Consider the following 23,173-nt stretch of genomic DNA (forward strand, 5'->3'; position numbering starts at 1 on the left):
AAGCAAAGAGGCAATCCATGAGCCGACTCGACGTCACCGAAAAGATCATCACCACCAAAGTCAGCAAGGGTCTGAGCTGGGCCGATGTGGCGAAAAAGGTGGGCCAGTCCAAGGAATGGACCACCGCGCTGTGCCTGGGCCAGATGACCGCCACCGCTGCGCAGGCCAAGGTGCTGGGCAAGCTCTTCGGCCTCTCCACCGAGGAGCAGAAGTGGCTGCAGGTCGTGCCGTACAAGGGCTCGCTGCCGACCACCGTCCCCACCGACCCGCTGATCTACCGCTTCTACGAACTCGTCAACGTCTACGGCACGACCTTCAAGGAACTGATCCACGAAGAGTTCGGCGACGGCATCATGAGCGCGATCGATTTCAAGATGGACCTCAAGCGCCAGCAGGACCCGAACGGTGACCGCGTGAACATCGTGATGTCCGGGAAGTTTCTCCCCTACAAGCAGTACTGATGGAGCCGCGCCCGCCGCTGCCGCCCTTCACCGCCGATACCGCCGCGCAGAAGGTGCGCATGGCCGAGGATGCGTGGAACAGCCGCGATCCGGACCGCGTGGTCAAGGTCTATACCGGGGACACGCGCTGGCGCAACCGCGCGGAGTTCCCGGTGGGCCGGGACGAGGTGCACGCCTTCCTGGTGCGCAAGTGGGCCAGGGAGCTGGACTACCGCCTCATCAAGGAACTGTGGGCGTTCACGGACCACCGCATCGCGGTGCGCTTCGTCTACGAATGGCGCGACGACTCGGGCCAGTGGTTTCGCTCTCACGGCAACGAGAACTGGCAGTTCAACGAACTCGGCTACATGGAACAGCGCCACGCCAGCATCAACGACCGACCCGTCCAGCAGAGCGAGCGGCTGTTCCAATGGCCGCTGGGGCGGCGGCCCGACGACCATCCCGGCCTGAGCGAGCTGGGGCTTTGAGCGCCGCCACCTTGTGCCGAAAAGCCATGGACGGCGGCGGTGAGATCGGGGTGGCCAGTGGCGCTGCCGAGACCGGCGGCAGCGGCGTGGCCCGTGTCGGGCGCCTTCTGGCGCGGGTCTGAGGCTTCCGGTTCAGTGGGCTCGCGACTTCGGAAACAGGACCACACCCGGCAGGTCTTCGAAATGCGCGTCACAGGTGAGCAGTTCGGCGCCCTTCTGCACGGCCGTGGCGTACACGATGGCGTCTGCGGTGGCGAGCTTGTGCTGGCGGTGCAGATCGGCGGCCAGCAGGGCGGTGGCCGTGTCGAGTGGTGTGACCTGGCACTTCATCGTGTAGGCGATCACCTGATCGGCCTGCGGTTCACCGAGTTCGCGCCATAACCATTTGGACAGCTCCAGCTGCACGATGGTCGGCACGACGCACAGGTCCTTCTCGGGAATTTCCTGGGCGAGCTTCTTGCCGGTGGGCGAGGCGATCAGCCATTCGATCCAGGCCGAGGTGTCGACCACGCGCAAGGGAGCCGCCATCAGTAGCGGTCCTTGCGGTCCCGGTACCCCGCCGTGCTCGCGCCTTTGGCGATGCCGGCGAGTTGCTTGAGCTCCGGCACCGGCATCACCAGCACGCCCTTGTCCTTGGGAATGAACACGAACTCCTGGCCTGCTTTCCAGTGCAGCTCGTCGCGAACCGCCTTGGGAATGGAGATCTGGAACTTGCTGGAAAGGGTGGCGGTGGCAGACACGTCTGGCTCCTGGATGATCGATCGAAAGATGGTAAGAATATACCAAGCTTCGTCGAGATGCAGGCGACCTACCCCGGCAGTGGAATCCACTCCTGGTTGTCTTCCGGGGGCAGGGGAATGCGCCCGGCCTTCCAGTCGGCCTTGGCCTGTTCGATGCGTTCCTTGCGCGAGGAGACGAAGTTCCAGAACACGTGCCGTTCGCCCAGCGGCTCGCCGCCGAAGATCATGAGCGTGCTCTTCTCGCGCGCGGCAAGGACGGCATCCGCATCATCGCCAAACACCAGCAGCTGGCCCGGGTGGTAGATCTCGCCCGCGTGTTCGACCTCGCCGCGCGCCACATAGACCGCCTGCTCGCTGTAGCCTCCGGGCAGCGCCAGGCGCGCACCGGCCTGCCATTCTGTGTGCAGGTAGAACAGGCGCGAGTGCGTGCGCACCGGGCTCTTCATGCCGTAGGCTTCGCCCGCGATCAGGCGCATCCACACACCCGCTTCGTCGCGCACCGGCAGGTCCGCGGCAGGGTAGTGGGTGAAGGCCGGATCGGTTTCTTCGTCGGCTTCGGGCAAGGCCACCCAGAGCTGCATCAGCTCCAGGCCGCCACCCGCGAACGAGTCGGGGTGCGTGAAGCGCTCGGAATGCGAGATACCGCGCCCGGCGGTCATCCAGTTCACGTCGCCCGGCACGATGGATTGCCGCACGCCCAGGCTGTCGCGGTGCATCACCTGGCCGCTGAGCAGGTAGCTCACGGTCGACAGCCCGATGTGCGGGTGCGGGCGCACATCGGCGCCCTTGATGGCCTCGGGTGCCAGCGTCACGGGCCCTGCGTGGTCGACAAAGATCCAGGGGCCGACCATGCGGCGTTTCGCGTACGGCAGCACGCGCCGCACCTTCAGGCCGTGGCCCAGGTCCGCTTCACGGGCGTTGATCACCATTTCGAGCATCGTGGCACTCCTTGTTGTTTCGAGGGGGGGGCCGCCGCAGGCGGCGCGCAGCGTTACACCTCAGCCGCGATCCGGCCCATCTTGCCGCTCTGGAAGTCGGCAAAGGCCTGGTGGATTTCGGCCTCGGTGTTCATCACGAACGGGCCATACCCCACCACCGGCTCGTTGATGGGCTCACCCGCCAGCCAGAGCACGGTGGCATCTTCCAGCACCTCGAAGCGCACGTCCTGCCCGTCGCGGGTGAAGACCGGCATTTGCGCCGCGCCCACCTCCTGACCATCTTCCAGGCGCAGTCGGCCGCGCAGCACAAGGGGCGCCGTGGTGTGGCCTTGTGCGGCGGGCAGGGTCACGGTGTGGCCGGCCTTCAGGCGCAGGTCCCACACCTGCATGGGCGTGAAGGTGCGCGCCGGGCCTGCCGAGCCCTGCAGGTCGCCCGCGATGATGCGGGCGATGCCCGCGCCCTCGGGCAGGTCGACCTGGGGAATCTGATCGCGCGTGATGCCCTGGTACCCGGGCGCGGCCATCTTGTCGCGCGCGGGCAGGTTCACCCAGAGCTGCACCATTTCGAACGGGCCACCTTCCTTCGCGTAGCGTTCACCGTGGTACTCCTCGTGCACGATGCCGGCGGCAGCGGTCATCCACTGCACCTCGCCGGGGCCGATGGTGCCGCCGCCACCGCTGGAGTCGCGGTGCGAAACCTCGCCGTCGTAGACGATGGTCACGGTCTCGAAGCCGCGGTGCGGGTGCTGACCCACGCCGCGCTGCTTGGTGGTGGGCTCGAAGCGCGTGGGGCCGCCGTAGTCCAGCATCAGGAAGGGCGAGAAGCGTTCGGGCCGGTCGTTGTACGAAAACATGTTGCGCACCGGAAAGCCATCACCGACCCAGTGGCCGCCGGCGTTGCGCTGAATGAAAGACACGGTTTTCATGGGGTGTACTCCTTGTTGGGGTCCACTGTAGCGGTCTGTCGTTCTCTTGATAAGTCGGTAAGATTGCAAATCATTTTTCAATGAGATGAACAATCAGAACCCCGACCTGAACGACACCCTGGTGTTCGTGCGCGTGGCGCAGGCCGGGGGCTTTAGCGCCGCCGCGCGCCTGACGGGCATGCCGGTCTCCACCCTGAGCGTGCGCGTGGCGCGGCTGGAGCAGCGCCTGGGCGTCACGCTGCTGCAGCGCACGACGCGCCGCCTGCGCCTGACCGAGACGGGGCAGGCCTATCTGCAACAGGCGGCGCGCGGGCTGGAGGACATCCTGCAGGCCGAGGCGCAGATCGATGCGGGGCGGCAGGAAGCGCAGGGCCTGCTGCGCATGACGCTGCCGATCGACATGGGCGACGACCAGCTGCTGGCCATCCTCAGTGCCTACCGCGATCGCCACCCGGGGGTGGCCATCGAACTGGTGTTTTCCGACGCACGCCTCGACCTCGTGGCGCACGGCCTGGATCTGGCCCTGCGCGTGGGCGAGCTGGCGGACTCCAGCCTGGTCGCCCGCACGATCGGACAGGCGCGCTGGGCGCCTTTTGCCCACCCCGGCTACCTGCAGCGCGCCCCCGCGTTGCGCCAGCCCAGGGACCTGTCGCAGCACGACGCGCTGTGCTTCAGCCCGCTCGGGCGCGACAGCTGGACGCTCGGGCGCGGCAAGAGTCGCGTCCATGTGCCGTTGCGCAGCGTCTTTGCCGCCAACGACATGCGGCTGATCCGCCGGCTCGCGCTCGAGAGCCGGGGCGTGGCCCTGCTGCCCGACTACGTCTGCCGGCGCGAGGTCGACCACGGGCAGCTGGTGCCGCTGCTGCCCGGCTGGCACGCGCGCACCGACCCGATTCACCTCGTCTACCCCACGCAGCGCTTCGTGCCGCCCAAGCTGCGCCACTTCATCGATGAGGCGGGGCCCGCTCTTTCTGCGCTGTTCGACCGCTGAACACGCCGCGGTGCCAAACTTCGTTCCCATGCGCCTCGAACACTTCCATCAGCGCCTGCGCGGCCTGGGCGCCAACCCCCGCCATGCGCAGCGAGTGCTGCGCCTGTGGTCGCAGGCCTTGCCGCAGCTGGGCGGGCGCCGCGATCCCGTCAGCTTCCTGCCGGCGCCGCTGGTGGCGGCGCTGCCTGCGCTGGCCGACGAGCTCGCTGCCCTGGCGCGGCTGGTGTCCGAACACCCGGGCGAAGACGGCTCGGCGCGCCTGCTGGTGGCGCTGGCCGATGGCCAGATGGTCGAGAGCGTGCTGCTGCCGCGCGGCGGCGTGTGCGTGTCCACCCAGGTCGGCTGCGCCGTGGGCTGCGTGTTCTGCATGACCGGGCAGGGCGGCCTGGTGCGCCAGGTGGGCAGCGCCGAAATCGTGGCCCAGGTGGCACTGGCGCGCACCCTGCGCCCGGTACGGCGGGTGGTGTTCATGGGCATGGGCGAGCCCGCGCACAACCTGGACAACGTGCTCGAAGCCATTGACCTGCTGGGCACCGTGGGCAACGTCGGCCACAAGGACCTGGTGTTCTCCACCGTGGGCGACCCGCGCGTGTTTGAGGCCTTGCCTCAGGGCCGCGTGAAGCCCGCGCTGGCGCTCTCGCTCCATACCACCAAGGCTGGTCTTCGCGAACAATTGCTGCCGCGCGCGCCGCGCATGACGCCCGAAGAACTGGTGGAGGCCGGCGAGCGCTACGCGCGCGCCACCGGCTACCCGATCCAGTACCAGTGGACGCTGCTTGAAGGCATCAACGACGGCGACGACGAGATCGAAGGCATCGTGCGCCTGCTGCACGGCCGGTACGCGATCCTCAACCTGATCCCCTACAACACGGTGGGCCCGCTGCCGTACCGGCGACCCGCCGCTGAACAGGCGGTGGACATCGCGCGCCGCCTGCACCGGCGCGGCATCCTCACCAAACTGCGCCAGTCGGCGGGGCAGGACGTGGACGGCGGCTGCGGGCAGTTGCGCGCGCGGGCCGAGAAATTGCAGACGCGGCGGGTCGTGCCCCTGCGGGCGCTTGGCCAGCCTCCGGGCGGGCGGGCGTCATCCCCCGCCTGAGGCCTCGGGCAGAAAGCTCACCTGCAGGAAGCGCCGGCCCTTGGGTTCGGCGATGCGGTGCAGGCAGGCCTGCCAGGCCACGTCGGTGGCGCAGCCGCGATGCACGAACCCGGGGATGGGATGGGTTTCATCGTCAAACACCATCAACTCGGGCAAGCGCGCGAGGTACGGCAACGCCACACCGCCCGTGGCGTGTCGCGCACCCACCTTGTGGGCGTGACCACCCACCAACAGGCGCCGGTGCGCCAGGGCGAGCAGGCCACCGCCCGTGGCCCTCACGCCGATCTCGCGGTGGCCGCAGATGTTGCCGCACACGAAGGCGAAGACCTCCTGGCGCCAGGGCTCGGGAACGAGGCGATCGGCCCAGCGCACGATGTCGGCGTTGCCGATGTCGCGCGCACCCTGGCCGCCCGGTATGGGTTTGCCGCAGAAGGCGTCCAGCAGCCGTTCGTAGGCGATGAGGCCGGGCGCGACCACCAGGAACCGCCGCACGAAGCGCGGGTCGTCCCGACCCGATGCCCGTGCGCGCAAGTGGTTGAGCAACTGCCAGATCAGTAAGGCCTGCAGCACCGCGACGCGGCCATCACCGGTGGGCAACGCCACGCAGTGGCTGCGGCGTTGCTCGCGCCCGGTCTCATGCGCCGCGATGGTGGACAGGATGGCCCGCCGTTGCGCTTCGTCAAAGGCCGGAAGCGACCGGGCATGGGCCCGGCCCTGACCGAACCACAAACCAAGCAGCGCGGCCGTGGTGGGTGTGACACCCTCCAGCGTTTGGGCGTCGGTGACGCATTGAAGGTCCATGGGCGATCTGGGGCACGTGAGGGCGATGCGGTGGCGACTGGCCAGAAAATTCAATCAACAAGTGAATGAAATATACAACAAAACGTTTAAATGTTCGACGACCAAAACCTAGCGTTGCGGTCATGGAACACAAGCTTGAATTTGCCCAGCGCTTGCGCGAGGCCATGGTCGCTGAAGGGTTGGCGCCCCGGCCCGGCGTGCTGCTGAACCTGTTCAACGCCAACTACTGGGGTCGCTCGGTGTCGTTCCAGGCGGTCTCGCGCTGGCTGCGCGGCGAGGCAATCCCCGCGCAGGACAAGCTGCTGGTGCTCGCCGAAGCCCTGAAGGTCGAGCCCGAGGTGCTGCGCTTCGGCGAGGCCGTGCGCCACCGCGTGCGGGAGCACCGCGCGCGCTGGGACGCGGGTGTGGGCTACCAGGAGCGCGAGGTGTTCGACGCCTTCCTGCGCCTGCCCGCGCCGCAGCGCAAGCTGGTGCGGGAAGTCATTCAAGCGCTGGCGCAGGTGCAGGCTGAACGCAAGGCGTGAGCAGACAGGCCTCGCGCGCTAAAATCCCTCCTTCTCAAGGAGCGTTGCAGCGCCGGGGGCTCACCGCAGCCCGCACCGTGCGTCAGGCTTGAGTGGGCATGAACAGGCCCAAACGGCGCTCACCACAGTCTGTTGTCCGCAACCTGTCCTGGTGAGCCTCATGTCCTCGGAATCCACGCCGTCCCCTTCCCACCCCGTGCCGCCCATGCTGCTCTCCGGCCTGGAGCCGTTGCGCATTGGCGAAGGCAGCCTGTTCGTGAACGTCGGGGAACGCACCAACGTCACCGGCTCCAAGGCCTTCGCCCGCATGATCCTGGAGGGCCGTTTCGAAGACGCGCTGGCCGTGGCCCGCCAGCAGGTGGAGAACGGCGCCCAGATCATCGACGTCAACATGGACGAGGCCATGCTCGACAGCAAGGCCGCCATGGTGCGCTTCCTCAATCTCATCGCCGGCGAGCCCGACATCGCGCGCGTGCCGGTGATGGTGGATTCCTCCAAGTGGGAGGTGATCGAGGCCGGCCTGCGCTGCGTGCAGGGCAAGGGCGTCGTCAACTCGATCTCCATGAAGGAAGGCCTGGACGAATTCAAGCGCCAGGCGCGCCTCGTCAAGCGCTACGGCGCCGCCGCCGTGGTGATGGCGTTCGACGAAAAAGGCCAGGCCGACACCTATGAACGCAAGGTCGAGATCTGCGAGCGCGCCTACCGCGTGCTGGTCGACGAAGTCGGCTTTCCGCCCGAGGACATCATCTTCGACCCCAACATCTTCGCCATTGCCACCGGCATCGAGGAACACAACAACTACGCCGTCGATTTCATCAACGCCACGCGCTGGATCAAGCAGAACCTGCCCGGCGCCAAGGTCAGCGGCGGCGTGTCCAACGTGTCGTTCAGCTTCCGCGGCAACGACCCGGTGCGCGAGGCCATCCACACCGTTTTCCTGTACCACGCGATCCAGGCCGGCATGGACATGGGCATCGTCAACGCCGGCATGGTCGGCGTGTACGACGAGCTCGAACCCGAACTGCGTGATCGCGTGGAAGATGTCGTGCTCAACCGCCGGCCCGACGCCGGCGAGCGCCTGGTGGAAGTGGCCGAAAGCGCCAAGGGCTCGGCCCGGGACGATTCGCAAAAGAACGCCTGGCGCGCGCTGCCGATTCGCGAGCGCCTGAGCCACGCGCTGGTGCGCGGCATCAACGACCACATCACCGAAGACACGGAAGAGATGTGGCGCGAGATCGAGGCGGGCGGCGGGCGCCCGCTCAACGTGATCGAAGGCCCGCTGATGGATGGCATGAACGTGGTTGGCGACCTGTTCGGCCAGGGCAAGATGTTCCTGCCTCAGGTGGTGAAGAGCGCGCGCGTGATGAAGCAGGCCGTGGCGCACCTGCTGCCCTACATCGAGGCCGAGAAGCTGGCCATGCAGGCCGCCGGCGGCGACGTCAAGCCCAAGGGCAAGATCGTGATCGCCACCGTCAAGGGCGACGTGCACGACATCGGCAAGAACATCGTCACCGTCGTGCTCCAGTGCAACAACTACGAGGTGGTGAACATGGGCGTGATGGTGCCCTGTCACGAGATCCTTGCCATGGCCAAGGCCGAGGGCGCGGACATTGTGGGCCTGTCGGGGCTGATCACCCCCAGCCTGGAGGAAATGCAGTACGTGGCCGGCGAGATGCAGAAGGACGCGCACTTCCGCGAGCGCGGCATCCCGCTGCTGATCGGTGGCGCCACCACCAGCCGCGTGCACACGGCGGTGAAGATCGCGCCGCACTATGACGGCCCGGTGGTCTACGTGCCCGACGCTTCGCGCAGTGTGAGCGTGGCGCAAGGCCTGCTGTCGGAGCAGGCGGCGGCCTACATCGCCGAGGTCAATGCCGACTACGAGCGCGTGCGCCAGCAGCACGCGAACAAGAAGCAGGTGCCGCTGTGGCCGCTGGCGAAAGCCCGCGCCAACCGGACGCCGATCGACTGGAGCGCCTTCACGCCGAAGCAGCCCAGGTTCATCGGCCGGCGCGTGTTCAAGAACTTCGACCTGCACGAGATCGCGAAGTACATCGACTGGGGCCCGTTCTTCCAGACCTGGGACCTGGCCGGGCCCTTCCCCGAGATCCTGAAGGACGAGGTGGTGGGCGAGGAAGCGCGGCGCGTGTTCAGCGACGGCAAGCGCATGCTGCAGCGCCTGATCGAAGGCCGCTGGCTCAGCGCCAGCGCGGTGGTGGGCCTGTACCCGGCCAACAGCGTGCGCGACGACGACATCGAGCTCTACACGGACGAGAGCCGCAGCGAGGTGGCGCTGACCTGGCATGGCCTGCGCCAGCAGGCCGAGAAGCACGAGATCGACGGCGTGATGCGCCCCAGCCGTTGCCTGGCCGACTTCGTCGCGCCCCGGGGTGTGGCCGATGACTACGTCGGCCTGTTCGCCGTCACCGCCGGCCTGGGGGTGGAGAAGAAAGAGAAGCAGTTTCTCGACGACCTGGACGACTACTCCGCCATCATGCTCAAGGCCCTGGCCGACCGCATGGCCGAGGCGCTGGCCGAGTGCATGCACCACCGCGTGCGCACCGACCTCTGGGGTTACGCGGCCGACGAGGCGCTGAGCAACGAGGAACTGATCAAGGAAAAGTACCAGGGCATCCGCCCCGCACCCGGCTACCCCGCGTGTCCGGACCATTCCGTCAAGCGCCCGATGTTCGAGCTGCTGCAGTGCGAGGACATCGGCATGGGCCTGACCGAGAGCCTGGCCATGACACCGGCGGCCAGCGTGAGCGGCTTCTACCTCGCCCACCCGCAAAGCACCTACTTCAACGTCGGCAAGATCGGCGAGGATCAGGTGGACGACCTCGCCGCGCGCAGCGCGGTGGCGCGCAACGAACTGCAGCGCTGGCTCGCGCCGAATCTGTAGGTCATTTCAACGCCGAGCGGAACCGATGGCGGGCCCCAGGGTCTGCCTCCGGGCATTCCCTTCGATTTCTTCTCTTTTCAACACCCGTCACACACATGAACGCACTCAACAACCTCTTCAACCAACCCCGCCTGGGCGTGATCCTGCTGCGCTGGACCCTGGCCATCCTGATGATCTTCCACGGCTGGGCCAAGGTCACCGGCGGCGTGGGTGGCATCGAGGGCATGCTGGTGGGCAAGGGCTTGCCCGGCGTACTGGCCTATGGCGTGTACCTGGGGGAGCTCATCGCGCCCCTGTTCCTGCTCGCGGGCGTCTGGATCGTGCCCGCCGCGCTCCTGATCGCGATCAACATGGCCTTTGCCGTGGGTCTGGCCCACATGGGCCAGTTCACGGATTTCACGAACAGCGGCGGCTGGCGCCTGGAACTGCAGGCGTTCTTCTTTGTCACCGCACTGGTGGTGGCCTTCACCAACCGCCTGGGGCCGAACAAGGGTTGAGCTGTATCAGCCGGCGCCGGGGCACAACCCGCTCCGCCTGAAGCAACGCCATCCAGAGGCACCGAGGGTCCGGCTCCGCCGGCCCGAGGCGCCGTCCCCCTCCCAGCCGAAGGCGCCAGAGAGGGGGAAGCCGCGCAGCGGCGCAGGAGGTGCTTCCCCGCCTATACGTTCATGATGGCCACGGAGCGCGCGTTCAGGTAGGCCTCCATCGCCTCCGGGCCGCCCTCGGAGCCGTAGCCCGAGTCCTTCAGGCCACCGAACGGCATCTCCGCCGACGGCATGGCCGGCATGTTCACCCACAGCATGCCCACCTCGACACGCCGCGCCAGCAGGTCCGCGTTCTTCAGCGAGCGCGTGAAGGCGTAGCCCGCCAGGCCATAAGGCAGGCGGTTGGCTTCGGCGATGGCTTCGTCCAGCGTGTTGAAGCTGCGCACCGCGGCCATGGGGCCGAAGGGTTCGTCGTTGAACACGCGCGCGTTCAGCGGCACGTCGGTCAGGATGGTGGGGCGCCAGAAGTTGCCTTCGTCGCCAATGCGCTCACCGCCGGTGGCCAGCGTGGCGCCGCGTTGCAGCGCGTCCTGCGTGAACTCGGCCATGGCCGTGACGCGGCGCGGGTTGGCCAGCGGGCCCATCTGCGTGCCTTCGGCGCTGCCGTCGCCCACGGCCAGGCCGGCCGCATGCTTCACCAGCGCGGCGGAGAATTCCTTCGCGATGCTCTCGTGCACCAGGAAGCGCGTGGGCGAGATGCAGACCTGCCCGGCGTTGCGAAACTTGGCGCCGCCCGCGGTCTTCACGGCCAGCGCCACGTCGGCGTCTTCCGCCACGATCACCGGGGCATGACCACCCAGCTCCATGGTCACGCGCTTCATGTGCTGGCCGGCCATGGCCGCGAGCTGCTTGCCCACCGGTGTGGAGCCGGTGAAGGTGATCTTGCGGATCACCGGATGCGCGATCAGGTAGCTGGAGATTTCCGATGGCGTGCCGTAGACCAGGCCGAGCACGCCCGGCGGCAGGCCGGCGTCGGCGAACGCGCGCACCAGCTTGGCCGGCGCGGCGGGGGTTTCTTCTGGCGCCTTGACGATCATCGAACAGCCGGTGGCCAGTGCCGCCGCGAGTTTGCGCACCACCTGGTTGATGGGGAAGTTCCAGGGTGTGAAGGCCGCGACCGGCCCCACCGGGTCCTTCAGCACCATCTGGCGCATGGCCAGGTTGCCGCGCGAAGGCACGATGCGCCCATACACGCGTTGGCCTTCATCGGCGAACCACTCGATGATGTCGGCGGCGGCCATGGCCTCGCCCTTGGCCTCGGCCAGCGGCTTGCCCTGTTCCTGCGTCAGCAGCGCGGCGATGGCACCGGCGCGCTCGCGCATCAGGGCAGCGGCGGCGCGCATGATCTTCGCGCGCTCCACGGGGGCCTTGTCGCGCCAGACCTCGAAGCCCTTTTGCGCGGCGTCCAGCGCGAGGTCCAGATCCGCCTGGCGTGCGTGCGCCACGCGGCCGATCTCCTTGCCGGTGGCCGGGTTGAACACGGGCAGCGTCTCGCCAGCGGCGGCCTCGCGCCACTGGCCGTGGATGAAGAGTTGGGTGTTGGGGTAGGTCATGGCGGGTCTCCTGCGGGGGAAGGTTCTCGGATCGGAAAACCGCAGACCATACCAGTTGGCATGGGAAACGCGCGAGCTGGGGGTTTCAGACGGGCCGCGGGAACAGCATCGGCAGGAGCAACACGGCCTCAGGAGCCGGTGATCCCGTCTTCGAGACCCGTACCACCCGGCCCGGCACGTCAGGGTTCGCAGGTGTCGCCCTCCGGCAATCGACCCGAGCTGCCTGAGACGGAGCGGTTGTAGGCGAGGTATTGCCTGGCGCGTGCTCTGGTGTTTGCCATCATGGCCTCAAGTTGGCTGCCCATGTCGTAGCCCTTTTGGTAGTCGGGCATGAACGATAGCCGCAGGCATTTCACTCCAGCCATGGAACGCTCGCCCAACACCTGCAGGGCCTCAGCGTCGGTCAGATTCGCGAGCAATTTGGCCTGCTGCACCCGCGCCATCTGTTGTGCCGCCTTTTTCTGTGGATCCGTGATGGGCTGGGCGGCGATCCAGGCGTCGATGTCATCACGGATGCCGTTGTCATCAGCGTCCGGCCCCCGAAGGTCTCTGGAGCGGTCAAGCCTGTGCAACTGGCCGCTGTCTTCCAGGGCCTTGATCTGCTCGGCCAGAGGGATCGCGGACGTTTCTGCGTTGTCGGGCGCAGAGCCGCCGCCACAGGCGGTCAGAGCGGCAGCGAGCGCCAGCGGGAGGAGCGAGCAGCAGACATGTCGTGCCATGGCGTTTCCTGTGGGTTCAATTGACGAGGGCGTCCAGCGACTGGACGATGAGGCCACGGGTGCGGGGGTAAGCCTCGCGCGCGGTATCAAGATAAGTGGGCTCGAAGCCGTGACCGGTGAGATCGGTTCGGCTCATGGGCAAGCTGACGTTGACATCCGGCACGCTGTTCAGGCCGGTGACGCGCAGCGCATTGATGACCAGGTCGATGTTCGCGAGCACGTAGTCGCCGCGCAGGGTGGGTGAGGCCGGCGCCACGTGCACCACCCGGGCCCGCGCGTCGGGCTTGAAGGCCATGAGCGCATCGAAGGCGCTGTTGACGAACAGGTTGCCTTGCGAGTGGGCCACCAGCACCATGCCGTGGCCCTCGTCGGCGTAGCGCCACAGGCGTTCCATGTGGTCGGCCCGGTTCTCGTGGGTGGGCGAGTCCCTGAGCAGAGTGATCAGCTTGAGGGTTTCTCGTGCCAGCTGATTCAGCAGGGCATTGACGCTGCCGTCCAGCCACTGCAGGAGCGCATTGCTGCCATGGCCCAGCCGACTGAGCAGTTGACCGGTCAGGGAGGTGTCTTGCTGGTGGCGTCCTGCCAGGATGTCCCAGAAGGTCTCCCAGCGATTGGTGAACACACCGCCCAGTTCCTGGCTGCGCTGCTCGAACACCTCGGCCACGTCTTCAAAGCAAGAGAGTTTGCCCAACACGCCCTCGCCGCAGGCGGTCTGGTTGTAGAACCAGTCGTATTTGAGCGCGACGCCTTTGTACTGAGTACCGAACTCGACCTCAAGTCGATCAGCGCTCTTTTGTGCATGTTCATCCGTATTCGCCACTCCATTGAAGAACCCGATCACCACCTCCTGCCGGACGTCGATGTCCCACCGGGCAGGTTCGCTGCAGTCCTCGCATTCCGCGACGACGGTGTCGGTGCGGGGCTGGGTGCTTGATCCGGGGTAGTAAGTGAAACGGAATTCTCCGGCGCTGTCGGTTCTCCTGATCGTTGACGAGCAAGCGGCCTGGCCGCATGCGAGCCAGCCCGGCGTGGCGGTGGCCGGATCGGTCTCCAGGCGCAACGTGACCGGCTTGTGCGGCAGGATTGCGCCATTGAAGCTTGTCCGGGCCGTGAGCTGGACCGGCCGTGGGTTTTTCAGCGAGACGGATCTTTGATCACCTTGCAACGTGATGTTCAGGGGGAGCGGATTCCGGTGGGCGCAGTATTGAAGATGGCGCACCTCGAACCCGTTGAGGCCGAGATCGCGAATGATCGTCTCCGTGGTGCCGCTTGAGCAACTGCCTGAGGGCCGGCAGGTGGTCTGGGTTTGCCTCCAGTTGTGGAAGTCCACGATCCATACATGGCCGTCCCGGAACACCGGGTCGGATGTCGTGAGAAGGCTCGTTTCACGCGTGATGGTCGTTGTCCAGCCGGGCCAGGGCTTGTCTTCATGGTGTTGTGGGGACGGACCGTTGATGCTGTAGAGGTCGGGATACGACTCGGCGTTCGGGTATTGCACATAGTTCCGGATGACCTGCTGAACCGCCTCGCTGGCCATGCTCTGCCCCAAATCGGGAAGCGGTTCTTCCTGGTCCCCGAATTCATGGCAATAGGTGATCGGGGCGGCGTGGGCGGTCGAGACCAGGAGGACAGCCGCCACAAGAACGCCCAGGCATCCTCTGCAAAACCGCTTGACGCCCTCGGCGCCGCCGCCGGGCCCGTTCAAAACCCCATTCAGTCCTTTTGTGTTTGTGAAGTTGTGCATGCCGTCCCTTTGAGAAGCCGGCGATGCTAGAAGCGTGCAATCCCGGGGAACATACCCCCAACGCATTAATTTCTGGGGCAGGATGTCGTGCTTAACCCGCCTGGCGCAGCACCCGCCTGTATTGCACCGCTTCGGCCACGTGCCCCACGCCGACGGCGTCCTGCCCAGCCAGGTCGGCGATGGTGCGCGCCACGCGAAGCGCGCGGTGCGTGCTGCGCGCGCTCCAGCCCAGGCGCGCGGCGGCGTTGTGCAGGAACTTGAGGGCGTCGGCCTCGGCGTTCAGGTGCCGGTCCAGCGCCTGGCCGGCCAGGGCCTGGTTGGCCACGCCCTGTCGCTGCTCGGCGCGGTGCCGCGCCGCGATCACGCGTTCGCGCACGGCGGCGCTGGGCTCGCCGGCGCCGCCGCGCAACAGGTCGTCGGGTGGGAGCGCGGGCACTTCCACGTGCAGGTCGATGCGGTCAAGCAGCGGGCCGCTGAGCTTGCCCTGGTAGCGCGCGATCTGGTCGGGGGTGTCGCGGCAGGCCCGGGTGGGGTGACCGAGAAAGCCGCAAGGGCAGGGGTTCATGGCGCCCACCAGCTGGAAGCGCGCCGGGAACTCGCTTTGCATCGCTGCGCGCGAGATGCGGATGTGGCCACTCTCCAGGGGCTCGCGCAGCGCTTCCAGGGCACTGCGCGGAAATTCGGGCAGCTCATCGAGGAACAGCACGCCATGGTGGGCCAGCGAGATTTCGCCTGGGCGTGGTGGCGAGCCGCCGCCCACGAGCGCCACGGCGCTGGCGCTGTGGTGCGGCGCGCAGGTCGGGCGCTGGCCCCAGCGTTCGAGCGAGAAGCGCCCGGCCAGCGAGGCCACGGCGGCGGACTCCAGCGCCTGCAGGCTGTCCATGGGCGGCAACAGGCCGGCGAAGCGCTGGGCCAGCATGGACTTGCCCGAGCCCGGGGGCCCGACCATGAGCACGCTGTGGCCGCCGGCCGCCGCAATCTCCAGCGCACGCCGGGCCGCAGCCTGGCCCTTGACGTCGGCCATGTCGGCGTAGACCGGCGCCGCCCCGAGCGCTGTGGGCACCATGCGGCACCAGCCGCCTTCATCAGGGGGCACCTCGTCGGCCAGGCGTTCGGGGAGGAAGCGCGCCACCACATCCAGCAGGTGGTGCGCACGATAGACCTGGGCCTGCGGCACCAGGGCGGCCTCCTCCGCACTGCCGGCTGGCAGCACAAGGCGGGTGGGCTCGTCCTTCGAGGCATCGGTGCGGTGCAGCGCCAGGCTCATGGCCAGCGCGCCGCGCACCGGGCGCAGCTCGCCGCCCAGCGAGAGCTCGCCTGCGAACTCCCAGCCGGCCAGCCGCGCCGCGTCGATCTGGCCGCTGGCGGCGAGGATGCCCAGCGCGATGGGCAAATCGAAGCGGCCGGAATCCTTGGGCAGGTCGGCTGGTGCCAGATTGACCGTGATGCGCTTGTTCGAGGGAAAGGCCAGCCCCGCATTGGCGATGGCCGAGCGCACCCGCTCGCGCGCTTCCTTCACCTCGGTGTCGACCAGGCCCACGAGCGTGAAGCTGGGCAGCCCGTTGGCCAGGTGCACTTCCACGCAGACCGGTCGGGCGTCCAGGCCGAGCAGGGCGCGGCTGCGCACCAAAGACAGACTCATGGCGACTTTCTCCCTGTTCTGGTGCATTTCGGAGCGAGATCGCCTGCCGCACGAAGGGAAACAGCGCTGCACCCGATTGGTGCGCACAAGTTTGGCGCGCTTGCGAGGGGTGCTGGTGCTGGCGGGGGGATCCCGGCGCGGGGGTGATGATTCCTGCTGCCGTGGTCGCAATGTAGCGGTGGCTGCGGCCTGGAACCCCGGGGGGGTAGGGTTGCACGGCGCTGGCATGGTCCGTGCTTGGGGGTGTAAGCGATTGAATCCGGGCCGTGGAGTTCCATGGTCCCTCCGCAAACCGCGGTGGCGGCCCCCCGGCCTGATCACCCTTCCGTTCTCCAGAAGAGGAATCACAGCATGAAAATGGTTTCAGCCATCATCAAGCCGTTCAAGCTGGACGAAGTGCGCGAAGCACTTTCCGGCATGGGCGTGCAAGGCATCACCGTTACCGAAGTCAAGGGCTTCGGCCGCCAGAAAGGCCATACCGAGCTGTACCGCGGCGCGGAATACGTGGTCGACTTCCTGCCCAAGGTCAAGATCGAGGCCGCCGTCTCGGACGACCTGGTCGAGCGCGTCATCGAGGCCATCGAAGGTGCGGCCCGCACCGGCAAGATCGGCGACGGCAAGATTTTCGTCACTTCCCTGGAACAGGTGGTGCGCATCCGTACCGGCGAGACCGGCAAGGAAGCGCTCTGATCGCCGCCCCTGAACAAGAAAGATCACGAACATGAAAAAACTCATTGCAACCCTGTTCTTGGGCATGGGCCTGGCCTTCGGCGGCCTCAACGCCATGGCACAGACCGCCGCCCCCGCCGAGGCGCCTGCCGCGGCAGCGCCCGCCGCCGATACCGCCGCCCCTGCAGCGGCTCCGATGGCTGCGGAGGCACCCGCTGCGGCTGAAGCCGCACCGGCCGAGGAGGCCGTCAAGGAAACCATGGACAAGGGCGACGTGGCCTGGATGATGGTCGCCACCGTGCTGGTCGTCCTCATGGTCGTGCCGGGTCTGGCCCTGTTCTACGGCGGCCTGGTGCGCAGCAAGAACATGCTGTCGGTGCTGATGCAGGTGATGGTGGTGTTCTCGCTGATTGCCGTGTTGTGGGCCGTCTACGGCTACAGCCTGGCGTTCGGTGGCGAAGGCCTGATCATTGCCAACCTGGACAAGGTCTTCCTGCTGGGCATCACGGCCGACACGCTGGCCGCCACCTTCACGCCCGGCGTGATGATTCCCGAGCTGATCTTTGTCGCCTTCCAGGCCACCTTCGCCGGCATCACCTGCGCCCTGATCGTGGGCTCGTTCGCCGAGCGCATGAAGTTCAGCGCCGTGCTGCTGTTCAGCGTGATCTGGTTCACCTTCAGCTACCTGCCGATCGCCCACATGGTCTGGGGCGCGGGCGGCTACCTGTTCGACAAGGGCGCGCTGGACTTCGCCGGCGGCACCGTGGTGCACATCAACGCCGCCATGGCCGGTCTGGTGGGCGCCTACATGGTGGGCAAGCGCATCGGCTACGGCAAGGAAGCGCTCACGCCGCACAGCCTGACGCTGACCATGGTGGGTGCCTCGCTGCTGTGGGTGGGCTGGTTCGGCTTCAACGCCGGCTCCAACCTGGAAGCCAACGGCGGCGCCGGCCTGGCCTTCATCAACACGCTGCTGGCCACCGCCGCCGCCGTGCTGGCCTGGTGCATCGGTGAAGCGCTGAGCAAGGGCAAGGCCTCCATGCTGGGTGCCGCCTCCGGTGCCGTTGCTGGCCTGGTGGCTATCACCCCGGCCTGCGGCTCGGTCGGTCCCATGGGCGGCATCGTCATCGGCCTGATCGCCGGCTTCCTGTGCCTCTGGGGCGTCAACGGCCTCAAGAAGATGCTGGGCGCGGACGACTCGCTCGACGTGTTCGGCGTGCACGGCGTCGGCGGCATCGTGGGCGCGCTGCTCACCGGCGTGTTCTCCGCCGGTTCGCTCGGTGGCATCAAGGGCGACGACTACTCCATCGGCAGCCAGCTGGTGATCCAGGCCGAAGGCGTGCTGATCACCATGGTGTGGTCCGCGGTCGTGGCCTTCATCGCCTACAAGATCGTCGACATGATGGTGGGTCTGCGTGTGTCGGAAGAAGCCGAACGCGAAGGCCTGGACATCACCGCCCACGGCGAGACGGCCTACAACCGCTGAGCCCTCGATCTCCCTGGTTTGTTGAACCCGCGCTGCCGCAAGGCAGGCGGGTTTTTTCATGCGCGCGCGGCCTGCTTATGATGCGCGGCGGGACACGACAACATTCAGGAGGAAGCCATGTCCATCGCCCCGCTGCGCCTGTGCGCGCTCGCCGTATTGACCGCGTTCATCGCGACCGCGCACGCCACCGAGACCGGCCAACGCAAGCCGCCCGCCAAGGTCACCTTCCAGAAGGCGCCATCCGAGGAAAGCCCGGCCGCTCGCGAGAAGCGGCTCAAGCGCGAATGCAAGGGCCGGCCCAACGCCGGCATGTGTCTCGGGTACACACGTTAGATCAACGGCTCCCGGGCGGGATTGCAGCCCGTCGTGCAGAAAATTCAAAGCCCCAGGATGGCCCGGCGGCTACCATCGCTGCCATGTCCTCCACGCCTCCCGAGTACCCGGGTGAATTGATTGAACGGGTGCGCGCCGCCGCCGCCGCGCGAACATCTCTGCACATCACGGGAGGCGGCACCAAGGCCTTCCATGGCGAAGCGGCCGCCGGCGAGCCGCTGTCCACCACCGGCTGGTCGGGCATCGTGAGCTACGAACCCACCGAACTGGTCGTCACCGTGCGCGCGGGCACGCCACTGGCGGAACTGGAAGCCGTGCTGGCCGAGCGCGGCCAGTGCCTGCCCTTCGAGCCACCGCACTTCGCACCCGGCGGTACCGTGGGCGGCATGGTGGCCTCGGGCCTGAGCGGTCCGGCGCGCGCCAGCGTGGGCTCGGTGCGGGATTACGTGCTCGGCGCCCGCTTCATCAACGGGCGGGCCGAGCTGCTCACCTTTGGTGGCCAGGTCATGAAGAACGTGGCGGGCTACGACGTCAGCCGCGTGATGGCCGGTTCCATGGGCACGCTCGGCGTGATCACCGAAGTCAGCCTCAAGGTGCTGCCGGTGGCCCCGGCCGAGGCCACGCTGGTGTTTGCACTCGGCCAGCACGAAGCGCTGGAACAACTGCACCGCTGGGGCGGCCAGCCCCTGCCCTTGAACGCCAGCCGCTGGGTGAAAGACGATGCGCAAGACGGCGCGCCCGAACGGCTGTTCGTGCGGCTGCGCGGTGCGGTGGCGGCGGTGGAGGCGGCCTGCGAGCGCATGGCCCGCGAAGCCGGTGGCACGCGCATGGACAACGCCGTGACCGCCCCGGACTGGGCCGCCTGCCGCGACCAGCGCCTGCCTTTCTTCCATGCCCCCTCGCCCGAGGTGTGCCTGTGGCGCCTGTCCGTGCCGCAGACCGCGCCGGTGCTGGCGTTGCCGGGGGCGCAGCTGATCGAATGGCAGGGCGCACAGCGCTGGCTGTGGGCGCCAGCCTTGGCCGCCGCTGAGATACGCGCGGCGTCCGCCGCGGTGAAAGGCCACGCCACGCTGTTTCGCGCCGGCGCCGACGGGGCGCCGGGCGTGCCGCGCTTTGACCGCGCGAGCAACGCCATCGAGACCATCACGCAACGCCTGCGCGCCGAGTTCGACCCGGCCGGCATCTTCAACCCCGGCAGAACATGAGCCCCCATGCTCCACCGCTGCGCGGGTCGCTGCACCCCGAGGGGGCACATGCCAGGCTTGGGGCGGCCCGGCGCCTGGCCTGAATCGCTGAACCTTCATGCAAACCCAACTGTCCCCCGAATACCAGCAGCGCGCCGACGGCCGCGCGGCCGAGGCCATCCTGCGCAAGTGCGTGCACTGCGGCTTCTGCACCGCCACCTGTCCCACCTACCAGCTGCTCGGCGACGAACTCGACGGACCGCGCGGACGCATCTACCTGATGAAGCAGGTGCTTGAAGGCGCCGCGCCCACGCGCAAGACGCAGCTGCACCTGGACCGCTGCCTCACCTGCCGCAACTGCGAGAGCACCTGCCCCAGTGGCGTGGACTATGGCCACCTGGTGGACATTGGCCGCCAGATCGTGGACGAGAAGGTGCCGCGCCCGGCCAGTGAGAAGGCGGTGCGCTGGCTGCTCAAGGAAGGCCTGACCTCGCCCCTGTTCGCGCCTGCCATGAAGCTCGGCCAATGGGTGCGCCCGCTGCTGCCGGCGGTGCTCAAGGACAAGGTGCCCGCGCCGCGCGCCGTCGGTGTGCTGCCTTGGCGCACGCACGCGCGGCGGGTGCTGCTGCTGGCCGGTTGCGTGCAGCCGGCCATGATGCCCGGCATCCACGCCGCCACCGTCCGCGTGCTCGACGCCGCCGGCATCCAGGGCGTGCTGGCGCCGGAAGCCGGCTGCTGCGGCGCGGTGAAGTTCCACCTCAACGACCAGGACGGTGGCAAGGCACAGATGCGCCGCAACATCGACGCCTGGTGGCCGCTGATCGAAGACGGTGTCGAGGCCATCGTGATGAACGCCTCGGGCTGCGGCGTCACGGTGAAGGAATACGGCCACATCCTGCAGGACGACCCGTTCTATGCCGCCAAGGCCGCGCGCGTGAGCGCGCTCACGCGCGACCTGAGCGAGCTGCTGCCCGAACTGGTGCCGACGCTCAGGCCGCTGCTGAAGCAGCTGCCCGATGCCGCTCGGGTGATCGCTTTCCACCCGCCCTGCACGCTGCAGCATGGCCAGCAGCTCAAGGGCGGCGTGGAGCAGCACCTGGGCGCGCTCGGCTTCACCGTGCAGGTGGCAAAGAACGAAGCGCACCTGTGCTGCGGCTCGGCAGGCACCTATTCGGTGCTCAACCCCGACATCGCCCACACGCTGCGCGACCGCAAGCTCGGCCACCTCGGCGAGCTGCAGCCGGCGGTGATCGCCAGCGCCAACATCGGCTGCATCACCCACCTGCAGAGCGGCACCACCACGCCGGTGCGCCACTGGGTCGAGCTGCTGGACGACGCACTCACCGCCAGCGGTTGACGCCTGCGCGGTAAGCTGCGCGCATGATTCCCGCCCTGGCCACGCTGCTCGTCTTTCAACTGCTCGGCGAAGCGCTCGTGCTGGCGCTGGCCATGCCGGTGCCTGGCCCGGTGGTGGGCCTGGCGCTGCTGCTGCTCACGCTGGTGCTGCGCCCCTCGGTGCTCGACGGCATCAAGCCCACCGCGCAGACCTTGTTGCAGCACCTCTCGCTGCTGTTCGTGCCGGCCGGCGTGGGGGTGATGCTGCACCTGCAGCGTCTGGGGGATGAGGCGCTGGCCATCGGTGTGGCGCTGGTGCTGAGCACCCTGGTGGGTCTGGCCAGTGCGGCCCTCACGATGGCCTGGCTCATGAAGCGGGCGCGGCGATGAACCCGGGCGCCACCGCACCACTGGCGGGCTCGCTGGCCGACATCTGGGTCTACCTGTCGGCCACACCACTGCTGGGGCTGACGCTCACGCTGCTGGTCTACCACGGGGCCTTTCTGTTCTACCAGCGCTGCGGCTTCAACCCGCTGGCCAACCCGGTGGCCGTGGCGGTGGCGGTCCTGGCCGCGTTGCTCTGGGCCACGGGCACGCCCTACGCCACGTACTTCGAAGGCGCGCAGTTCGTGCACTTTCTGCTCGGGCCGGCCACGGTGGCGCTGTCGGTGCCGCTGTTCGAGCAGCTCGCGCGCCTCAGGCAGTTGTGGCTGCCCATGTTGGGTGCGCTGGTCGTGGGCACGCTGGCGGCCACCGTCACCGCCGTGGGCGTGGGCTGGGCGCTGGGCGCGTCGCGGGCCACGCTGGCCTCGCTCGCGCCCAAGTCGGTCACCAGCCCGGTGGCCATGGGCATCTCGGAAAAGATCGGTGGCCTGCCCTCGCTCACCGCCGTGCTGGTGGTGGGCACGGGTGTGACCGGCGCGGTGTGCGCGCGTTTCCTGTTCGATGCGCTGCGCATCCGCGACCCGATCGTGCGCGGCTTCGCGCTGGGCAATGCCGCGCACGGCATCGGCACCGCGCGCGCGTTCCAGGTGAGCGAGGAAATGGGCGCCTTTGCCGGGCTGGCCATGGGCCTGACGGCGCTGTTCAGCGCGGTGGTGCTGCCGCTGCTGGCGGGGCTGCTGCTGCGCTGGGTGTAGCCGCTCCCGTTGCGCGCTGACCCATCGCCTCGCGGTAGCGCCGGCTGCAGGGGACGGTGGCGCCGTCGCGCAGGTGCAGGCGGGCGTCGCCGCTGTCCAGGGGTTCGATCTCGGCCAGGTGATCCAGATTCACCGCGTGGCTGCGGTGCACACGCACGAAGCAAGCGGGATCGAGCTGCTGAAGGAAATCGGTGAGGGTTGCGCGCAGCAGATAGTCGTGCCCGTTCACCCGCAGCCCCACGTAGTTGCCCTGGGCCTGCACCCAGGCGATGTCGGCGGCGGCCACCAGGAATTCGCGGCGCAGCTTGCGCACCAGGAAGCGGGTGGGCCGCGGCTCGGGTTGTGGGGCGGCCTCGGCACCGGGGGCCGGCTCGGGGGCGTCGAGCACCCGGGCCTCGCCGGTGAGCCGCAGCACCAGGAAGCGGTAGCCCATCAGCGCCGCCACGATCATGGCGTAGCTGCGCACGTCCTTCAGATATTCATAGGCGAGTTGCAGCGGCCAGGGGCCGAAGTCGTAGCTTGCGCCCAGCAGGGCATAGCCCGCCCGGCGCAGCCACCACATGCCACCCACATGGAGCACGCAGAACACCAGGCTGGCGACGAGGTGCATGGGCAGCGCCGTGCGCAGGCTGTCCCAGCGCAGCGGAAAGCGCCGCTCGAACGCCACGATGGCCGGGATCAGCGCGCCGATGACGAGCGCACTCGTCACCTCCCACAGCACCGGTTGCCACAGCGGCGGCTGCTGCGCCGCCACCCGCTCCAGGTCCATCCAGGTCACCACGCTGTTGAAGACGGCCTGAACGGTGAGCACCAGGAACCAGAACCCGACCTCGAAGCGGCGCCGAACCGCGAGGTAGCGTGTGAACCAGTCGGAGGGAAGCGCCATGGCCGCCAGTCTACGTGGGGCCTGTCCCCGGGCCACGCCACTCGTCACAGCCGACCCACGAACCGTCCCAAAGTGGCCGGTGGCGGCGG

Annotated in this window: 24 protein-coding genes and 1 riboswitch; of the genes, 14 read left to right on the top strand and 10 right to left on the bottom strand. The window is 68.0% G+C overall.

The window, feature by feature from the left end:
- The first annotated feature begins 17 nt into the window (after positions 1–17).
- Positions 18–461, top strand: coding sequence for a cyanase (cynS, locus tag AB7P10_RS07760; protein WP_428293262.1), 444 nt, complete (start codon positions 18–20; stop codon positions 459–461).
- Positions 461–928 (top strand): DUF1348 family protein, encoded by a 468-nt coding sequence (locus tag AB7P10_RS07765; protein WP_428293263.1) that lies wholly within the window; start codon positions 461–463, stop codon positions 926–928. The genes cynS and AB7P10_RS07765 overlap by 1 nt, the downstream gene beginning before the upstream one ends.
- 132 nt (positions 929–1,060) lie before the next feature.
- On the opposite strand, the gene AB7P10_RS07770 is transcribed toward AB7P10_RS07765, so the two are convergent.
- From AB7P10_RS07770 to AB7P10_RS07785, 4 genes are all read right to left on the bottom strand, one after another.
- Positions 1,061–1,456, bottom strand: coding sequence for a type II toxin-antitoxin system VapC family toxin (locus AB7P10_RS07770; RefSeq protein WP_428293264.1), 396 nt, complete (start codon positions 1,454–1,456; stop codon positions 1,061–1,063).
- Positions 1,456–1,668, bottom strand: a complete 213-nt coding sequence (locus AB7P10_RS07775) for an AbrB/MazE/SpoVT family DNA-binding domain-containing protein (RefSeq protein ID WP_428293265.1) — start codon at positions 1,666–1,668, stop codon at positions 1,456–1,458. The genes AB7P10_RS07770 and AB7P10_RS07775 overlap by 1 nt, the downstream gene beginning before the upstream one ends.
- A gap of 68 nt (positions 1,669–1,736) precedes the next feature.
- Positions 1,737–2,606 (bottom strand): pirin family protein, encoded by an 870-nt coding sequence (locus AB7P10_RS07780; protein WP_428293266.1) that lies wholly within the window; start codon positions 2,604–2,606, stop codon positions 1,737–1,739.
- Positions 2,607–2,659: 53 nt separating this feature from the next.
- Positions 2,660–3,532, bottom strand: coding sequence for a pirin family protein (locus AB7P10_RS07785; protein WP_428293267.1), 873 nt, complete (start codon positions 3,530–3,532; stop codon positions 2,660–2,662).
- An 85-nt stretch (positions 3,533–3,617) separates the two neighbouring features.
- Here AB7P10_RS07785 and AB7P10_RS07790 point away from each other — a divergent pair, with 85 nt between their 5' ends.
- Complete coding sequence (locus AB7P10_RS07790; RefSeq protein WP_428293268.1) at positions 3,618–4,523, top strand: LysR family transcriptional regulator; 906 nt, start codon at positions 3,618–3,620, stop codon at positions 4,521–4,523.
- A gap of 28 nt (positions 4,524–4,551) precedes the next feature.
- Positions 4,552–5,622 carry an RNA methyltransferase gene (locus AB7P10_RS07795; RefSeq protein WP_428293269.1) on the top strand — a complete coding sequence of 357 codons (1,071 nt, stop codon included), beginning with the start codon at positions 4,552–4,554 and terminating at the stop codon, positions 5,620–5,622.
- On the opposite strand, the gene AB7P10_RS07800 is transcribed toward AB7P10_RS07795, so the two are convergent.
- Positions 5,608–6,423 (bottom strand): hypothetical protein, encoded by an 816-nt coding sequence (locus AB7P10_RS07800; RefSeq protein WP_428293270.1) that lies wholly within the window; start codon positions 6,421–6,423, stop codon positions 5,608–5,610. The two genes, AB7P10_RS07795 and AB7P10_RS07800, sit on opposite strands and share 15 nt — an antisense overlap.
- Positions 6,424–6,545: 122 nt before the next feature.
- Here AB7P10_RS07800 and AB7P10_RS07805 point away from each other — a divergent pair, with 122 nt between their 5' ends.
- The 3 genes from AB7P10_RS07805 (at position 6,546) to AB7P10_RS07815 (ending at position 10,346) form a co-directional block, all read left to right on the top strand.
- A complete protein-coding gene (locus tag AB7P10_RS07805) occupies positions 6,546–6,947 on the top strand; it encodes a helix-turn-helix domain-containing protein (RefSeq protein WP_428293271.1) in 402 nt (133 codons plus the stop codon).
- Between the two features lie 30 nt (positions 6,948–6,977).
- Positions 6,978–7,075: riboswitch (S-adenosyl-L-homocysteine riboswitch) on the top strand.
- A 77-nt stretch (positions 7,076–7,152) separates the two neighbouring features.
- Positions 7,153–9,849, top strand: a complete 2,697-nt coding sequence (gene metH, locus AB7P10_RS07810; protein ID WP_428293341.1) for a methionine synthase — start codon at positions 7,153–7,155, stop codon at positions 9,847–9,849.
- 95 nt (positions 9,850–9,944) lie between these two features.
- Entirely contained in the window at positions 9,945–10,346 is a 402-nt protein-coding gene (locus AB7P10_RS07815; RefSeq protein WP_428293272.1) for a DoxX family protein, read from the top strand.
- A gap of 161 nt (positions 10,347–10,507) precedes the next feature.
- Here AB7P10_RS07815 and AB7P10_RS07820 read toward each other — a convergent pair whose 3' ends face one another.
- From AB7P10_RS07820 to AB7P10_RS07835, 4 genes are all read right to left on the bottom strand, one after another.
- Positions 10,508–11,947, bottom strand: coding sequence for an NAD-dependent succinate-semialdehyde dehydrogenase (locus tag AB7P10_RS07820; RefSeq protein WP_428293273.1), 1,440 nt, complete (start codon positions 11,945–11,947; stop codon positions 10,508–10,510).
- Between the two features lie 179 nt (positions 11,948–12,126).
- Entirely contained in the window at positions 12,127–12,666 is a 540-nt protein-coding gene (locus AB7P10_RS07825) for a hypothetical protein (protein WP_428293274.1), read from the bottom strand.
- 16 nt (positions 12,667–12,682) lie between these two features.
- Positions 12,683–14,410 carry a hypothetical protein gene (locus tag AB7P10_RS07830; protein ID WP_428293275.1) on the bottom strand — a complete coding sequence of 576 codons (1,728 nt, stop codon included), beginning with the start codon at positions 14,408–14,410 and terminating at the stop codon, positions 12,683–12,685.
- Between the two features lie 91 nt (positions 14,411–14,501).
- Positions 14,502–16,052 carry a YifB family Mg chelatase-like AAA ATPase gene (locus AB7P10_RS07835; protein ID WP_428293276.1) on the bottom strand — a complete coding sequence of 517 codons (1,551 nt, stop codon included), beginning with the start codon at positions 16,050–16,052 and terminating at the stop codon, positions 14,502–14,504.
- A gap of 351 nt (positions 16,053–16,403) precedes the next feature.
- Between AB7P10_RS07835 and AB7P10_RS07840 the strand changes: the two genes are divergently transcribed.
- The 7 genes from AB7P10_RS07840 to AB7P10_RS07870 all read left to right on the top strand — a co-directional run bounded on the left by AB7P10_RS07840 (position 16,404) and on the right by AB7P10_RS07870 (position 22,198).
- Entirely contained in the window at positions 16,404–16,742 is a 339-nt protein-coding gene (locus AB7P10_RS07840; protein ID WP_297649034.1) for a P-II family nitrogen regulator, read from the top strand.
- A 31-nt stretch (positions 16,743–16,773) separates the two neighbouring features.
- Positions 16,774–18,207, top strand: a complete 1,434-nt coding sequence (locus tag AB7P10_RS07845; RefSeq protein ID WP_428293277.1) for an ammonium transporter — start codon at positions 16,774–16,776, stop codon at positions 18,205–18,207.
- Between the two features lie 117 nt (positions 18,208–18,324).
- A complete protein-coding gene (locus AB7P10_RS07850; RefSeq protein WP_428293278.1) occupies positions 18,325–18,540 on the top strand; it encodes a hypothetical protein in 216 nt (71 codons plus the stop codon).
- Between the two features lie 83 nt (positions 18,541–18,623).
- Positions 18,624–19,745 carry a glycolate oxidase subunit GlcE gene (gene glcE / locus AB7P10_RS07855; RefSeq protein ID WP_428293279.1) on the top strand — a complete coding sequence of 374 codons (1,122 nt, stop codon included), beginning with the start codon at positions 18,624–18,626 and terminating at the stop codon, positions 19,743–19,745.
- Between the two features lie 97 nt (positions 19,746–19,842).
- Complete coding sequence (gene glcF, locus AB7P10_RS07860) at positions 19,843–21,081, top strand: glycolate oxidase subunit GlcF (protein ID WP_428293280.1); 1,239 nt, start codon at positions 19,843–19,845, stop codon at positions 21,079–21,081.
- A gap of 23 nt (positions 21,082–21,104) precedes the next feature.
- A complete protein-coding gene (locus AB7P10_RS07865) occupies positions 21,105–21,449 on the top strand; it encodes a CidA/LrgA family protein (protein ID WP_428293281.1) in 345 nt (114 codons plus the stop codon).
- Positions 21,446–22,198, top strand: a complete 753-nt coding sequence (locus tag AB7P10_RS07870) for an LrgB family protein (RefSeq protein WP_428293282.1) — start codon at positions 21,446–21,448, stop codon at positions 22,196–22,198. The genes AB7P10_RS07865 and AB7P10_RS07870 overlap by 4 nt, the downstream gene beginning before the upstream one ends.
- Here AB7P10_RS07870 and AB7P10_RS07875 read toward each other — a convergent pair.
- The gene (locus AB7P10_RS07875) at positions 22,146–23,084 is read right to left on the bottom strand and encodes a LytTR family DNA-binding domain-containing protein (protein ID WP_428293283.1); all 939 of its coding nucleotides are present in this window, start codon (positions 23,082–23,084) and stop codon (positions 22,146–22,148) included. The genes AB7P10_RS07870 and AB7P10_RS07875 overlap by 53 nt on opposite strands.
- Between the last annotated feature and the right edge of the window lie 89 nt (positions 23,085–23,173).

The sequence above is a fragment of the Hydrogenophaga sp. genome, from assembly GCF_050182545.1.
Classification (GTDB): Bacteria; Pseudomonadota; Gammaproteobacteria; order Burkholderiales; family Burkholderiaceae_C; genus Hydrogenophaga.

What these genes read in the sequence shown, in the direction of transcription:
- cynS (WP_428293262.1), top strand. Translation starts at nt 18, where the DNA reads ATGAGCCGACTCGACGTCACCGAAAAGATCATCACCACCAAAGTCAGC.
- AB7P10_RS07765 (WP_428293263.1), top strand. Translation starts at nt 461, where the DNA reads ATGGAGCCGCGCCCGCCGCTGCCGCCCTTCACCGCCGATACCGCCGCG.
- AB7P10_RS07770 (WP_428293264.1), bottom strand. Translation starts at nt 1,456, where the DNA reads ATGGCGGCTCCCTTGCGCGTGGTCGACACCTCGGCCTGGATCGAATGG.
- AB7P10_RS07780 (WP_428293266.1), bottom strand. Translation starts at nt 2,606, where the DNA reads ATGCTCGAAATGGTGATCAACGCCCGTGAAGCGGACCTGGGCCACGGC.
- AB7P10_RS07785 (WP_428293267.1), bottom strand. Translation starts at nt 3,532, where the DNA reads ATGAAAACCGTGTCTTTCATTCAGCGCAACGCCGGCGGCCACTGGGTC.
- AB7P10_RS07790 (WP_428293268.1), top strand. Translation starts at nt 3,618, where the DNA reads ATGAACAATCAGAACCCCGACCTGAACGACACCCTGGTGTTCGTGCGC.
- AB7P10_RS07795 (WP_428293269.1), top strand. Translation starts at nt 4,552, where the DNA reads ATGCGCCTCGAACACTTCCATCAGCGCCTGCGCGGCCTGGGCGCCAAC.
- AB7P10_RS07800 (WP_428293270.1), bottom strand. Translation starts at nt 6,423, where the DNA reads ATGGACCTTCAATGCGTCACCGACGCCCAAACGCTGGAGGGTGTCACA.
- AB7P10_RS07805 (WP_428293271.1), top strand. Translation starts at nt 6,546, where the DNA reads ATGGAACACAAGCTTGAATTTGCCCAGCGCTTGCGCGAGGCCATGGTC.
- metH (WP_428293341.1), top strand. Translation starts at nt 7,153, where the DNA reads ATGCTGCTCTCCGGCCTGGAGCCGTTGCGCATTGGCGAAGGCAGCCTG.
- AB7P10_RS07815 (WP_428293272.1), top strand. Translation starts at nt 9,945, where the DNA reads ATGAACGCACTCAACAACCTCTTCAACCAACCCCGCCTGGGCGTGATC.
- AB7P10_RS07820 (WP_428293273.1), bottom strand. Translation starts at nt 11,947, where the DNA reads ATGACCTACCCCAACACCCAACTCTTCATCCACGGCCAGTGGCGCGAG.
- AB7P10_RS07825 (WP_428293274.1), bottom strand. Translation starts at nt 12,666, where the DNA reads ATGGCACGACATGTCTGCTGCTCGCTCCTCCCGCTGGCGCTCGCTGCC.
- AB7P10_RS07830 (WP_428293275.1), bottom strand. Translation starts at nt 14,410, where the DNA reads ATGCACAACTTCACAAACACAAAAGGACTGAATGGGGTTTTGAACGGG.
- AB7P10_RS07835 (WP_428293276.1), bottom strand. Translation starts at nt 16,052, where the DNA reads ATGAGTCTGTCTTTGGTGCGCAGCCGCGCCCTGCTCGGCCTGGACGCC.
- AB7P10_RS07840 (WP_297649034.1), top strand. Translation starts at nt 16,404, where the DNA reads ATGAAAATGGTTTCAGCCATCATCAAGCCGTTCAAGCTGGACGAAGTG.
- AB7P10_RS07845 (WP_428293277.1), top strand. Translation starts at nt 16,774, where the DNA reads ATGAAAAAACTCATTGCAACCCTGTTCTTGGGCATGGGCCTGGCCTTC.
- AB7P10_RS07850 (WP_428293278.1), top strand. Translation starts at nt 18,325, where the DNA reads ATGTCCATCGCCCCGCTGCGCCTGTGCGCGCTCGCCGTATTGACCGCG.
- glcE (WP_428293279.1), top strand. Translation starts at nt 18,624, where the DNA reads ATGTCCTCCACGCCTCCCGAGTACCCGGGTGAATTGATTGAACGGGTG.
- glcF (WP_428293280.1), top strand. Translation starts at nt 19,843, where the DNA reads ATGCAAACCCAACTGTCCCCCGAATACCAGCAGCGCGCCGACGGCCGC.
- AB7P10_RS07865 (WP_428293281.1), top strand. Translation starts at nt 21,105, where the DNA reads ATGATTCCCGCCCTGGCCACGCTGCTCGTCTTTCAACTGCTCGGCGAA.
- AB7P10_RS07870 (WP_428293282.1), top strand. Translation starts at nt 21,446, where the DNA reads ATGAACCCGGGCGCCACCGCACCACTGGCGGGCTCGCTGGCCGACATC.
- AB7P10_RS07875 (WP_428293283.1), bottom strand. Translation starts at nt 23,084, where the DNA reads ATGGCGCTTCCCTCCGACTGGTTCACACGCTACCTCGCGGTTCGGCGC.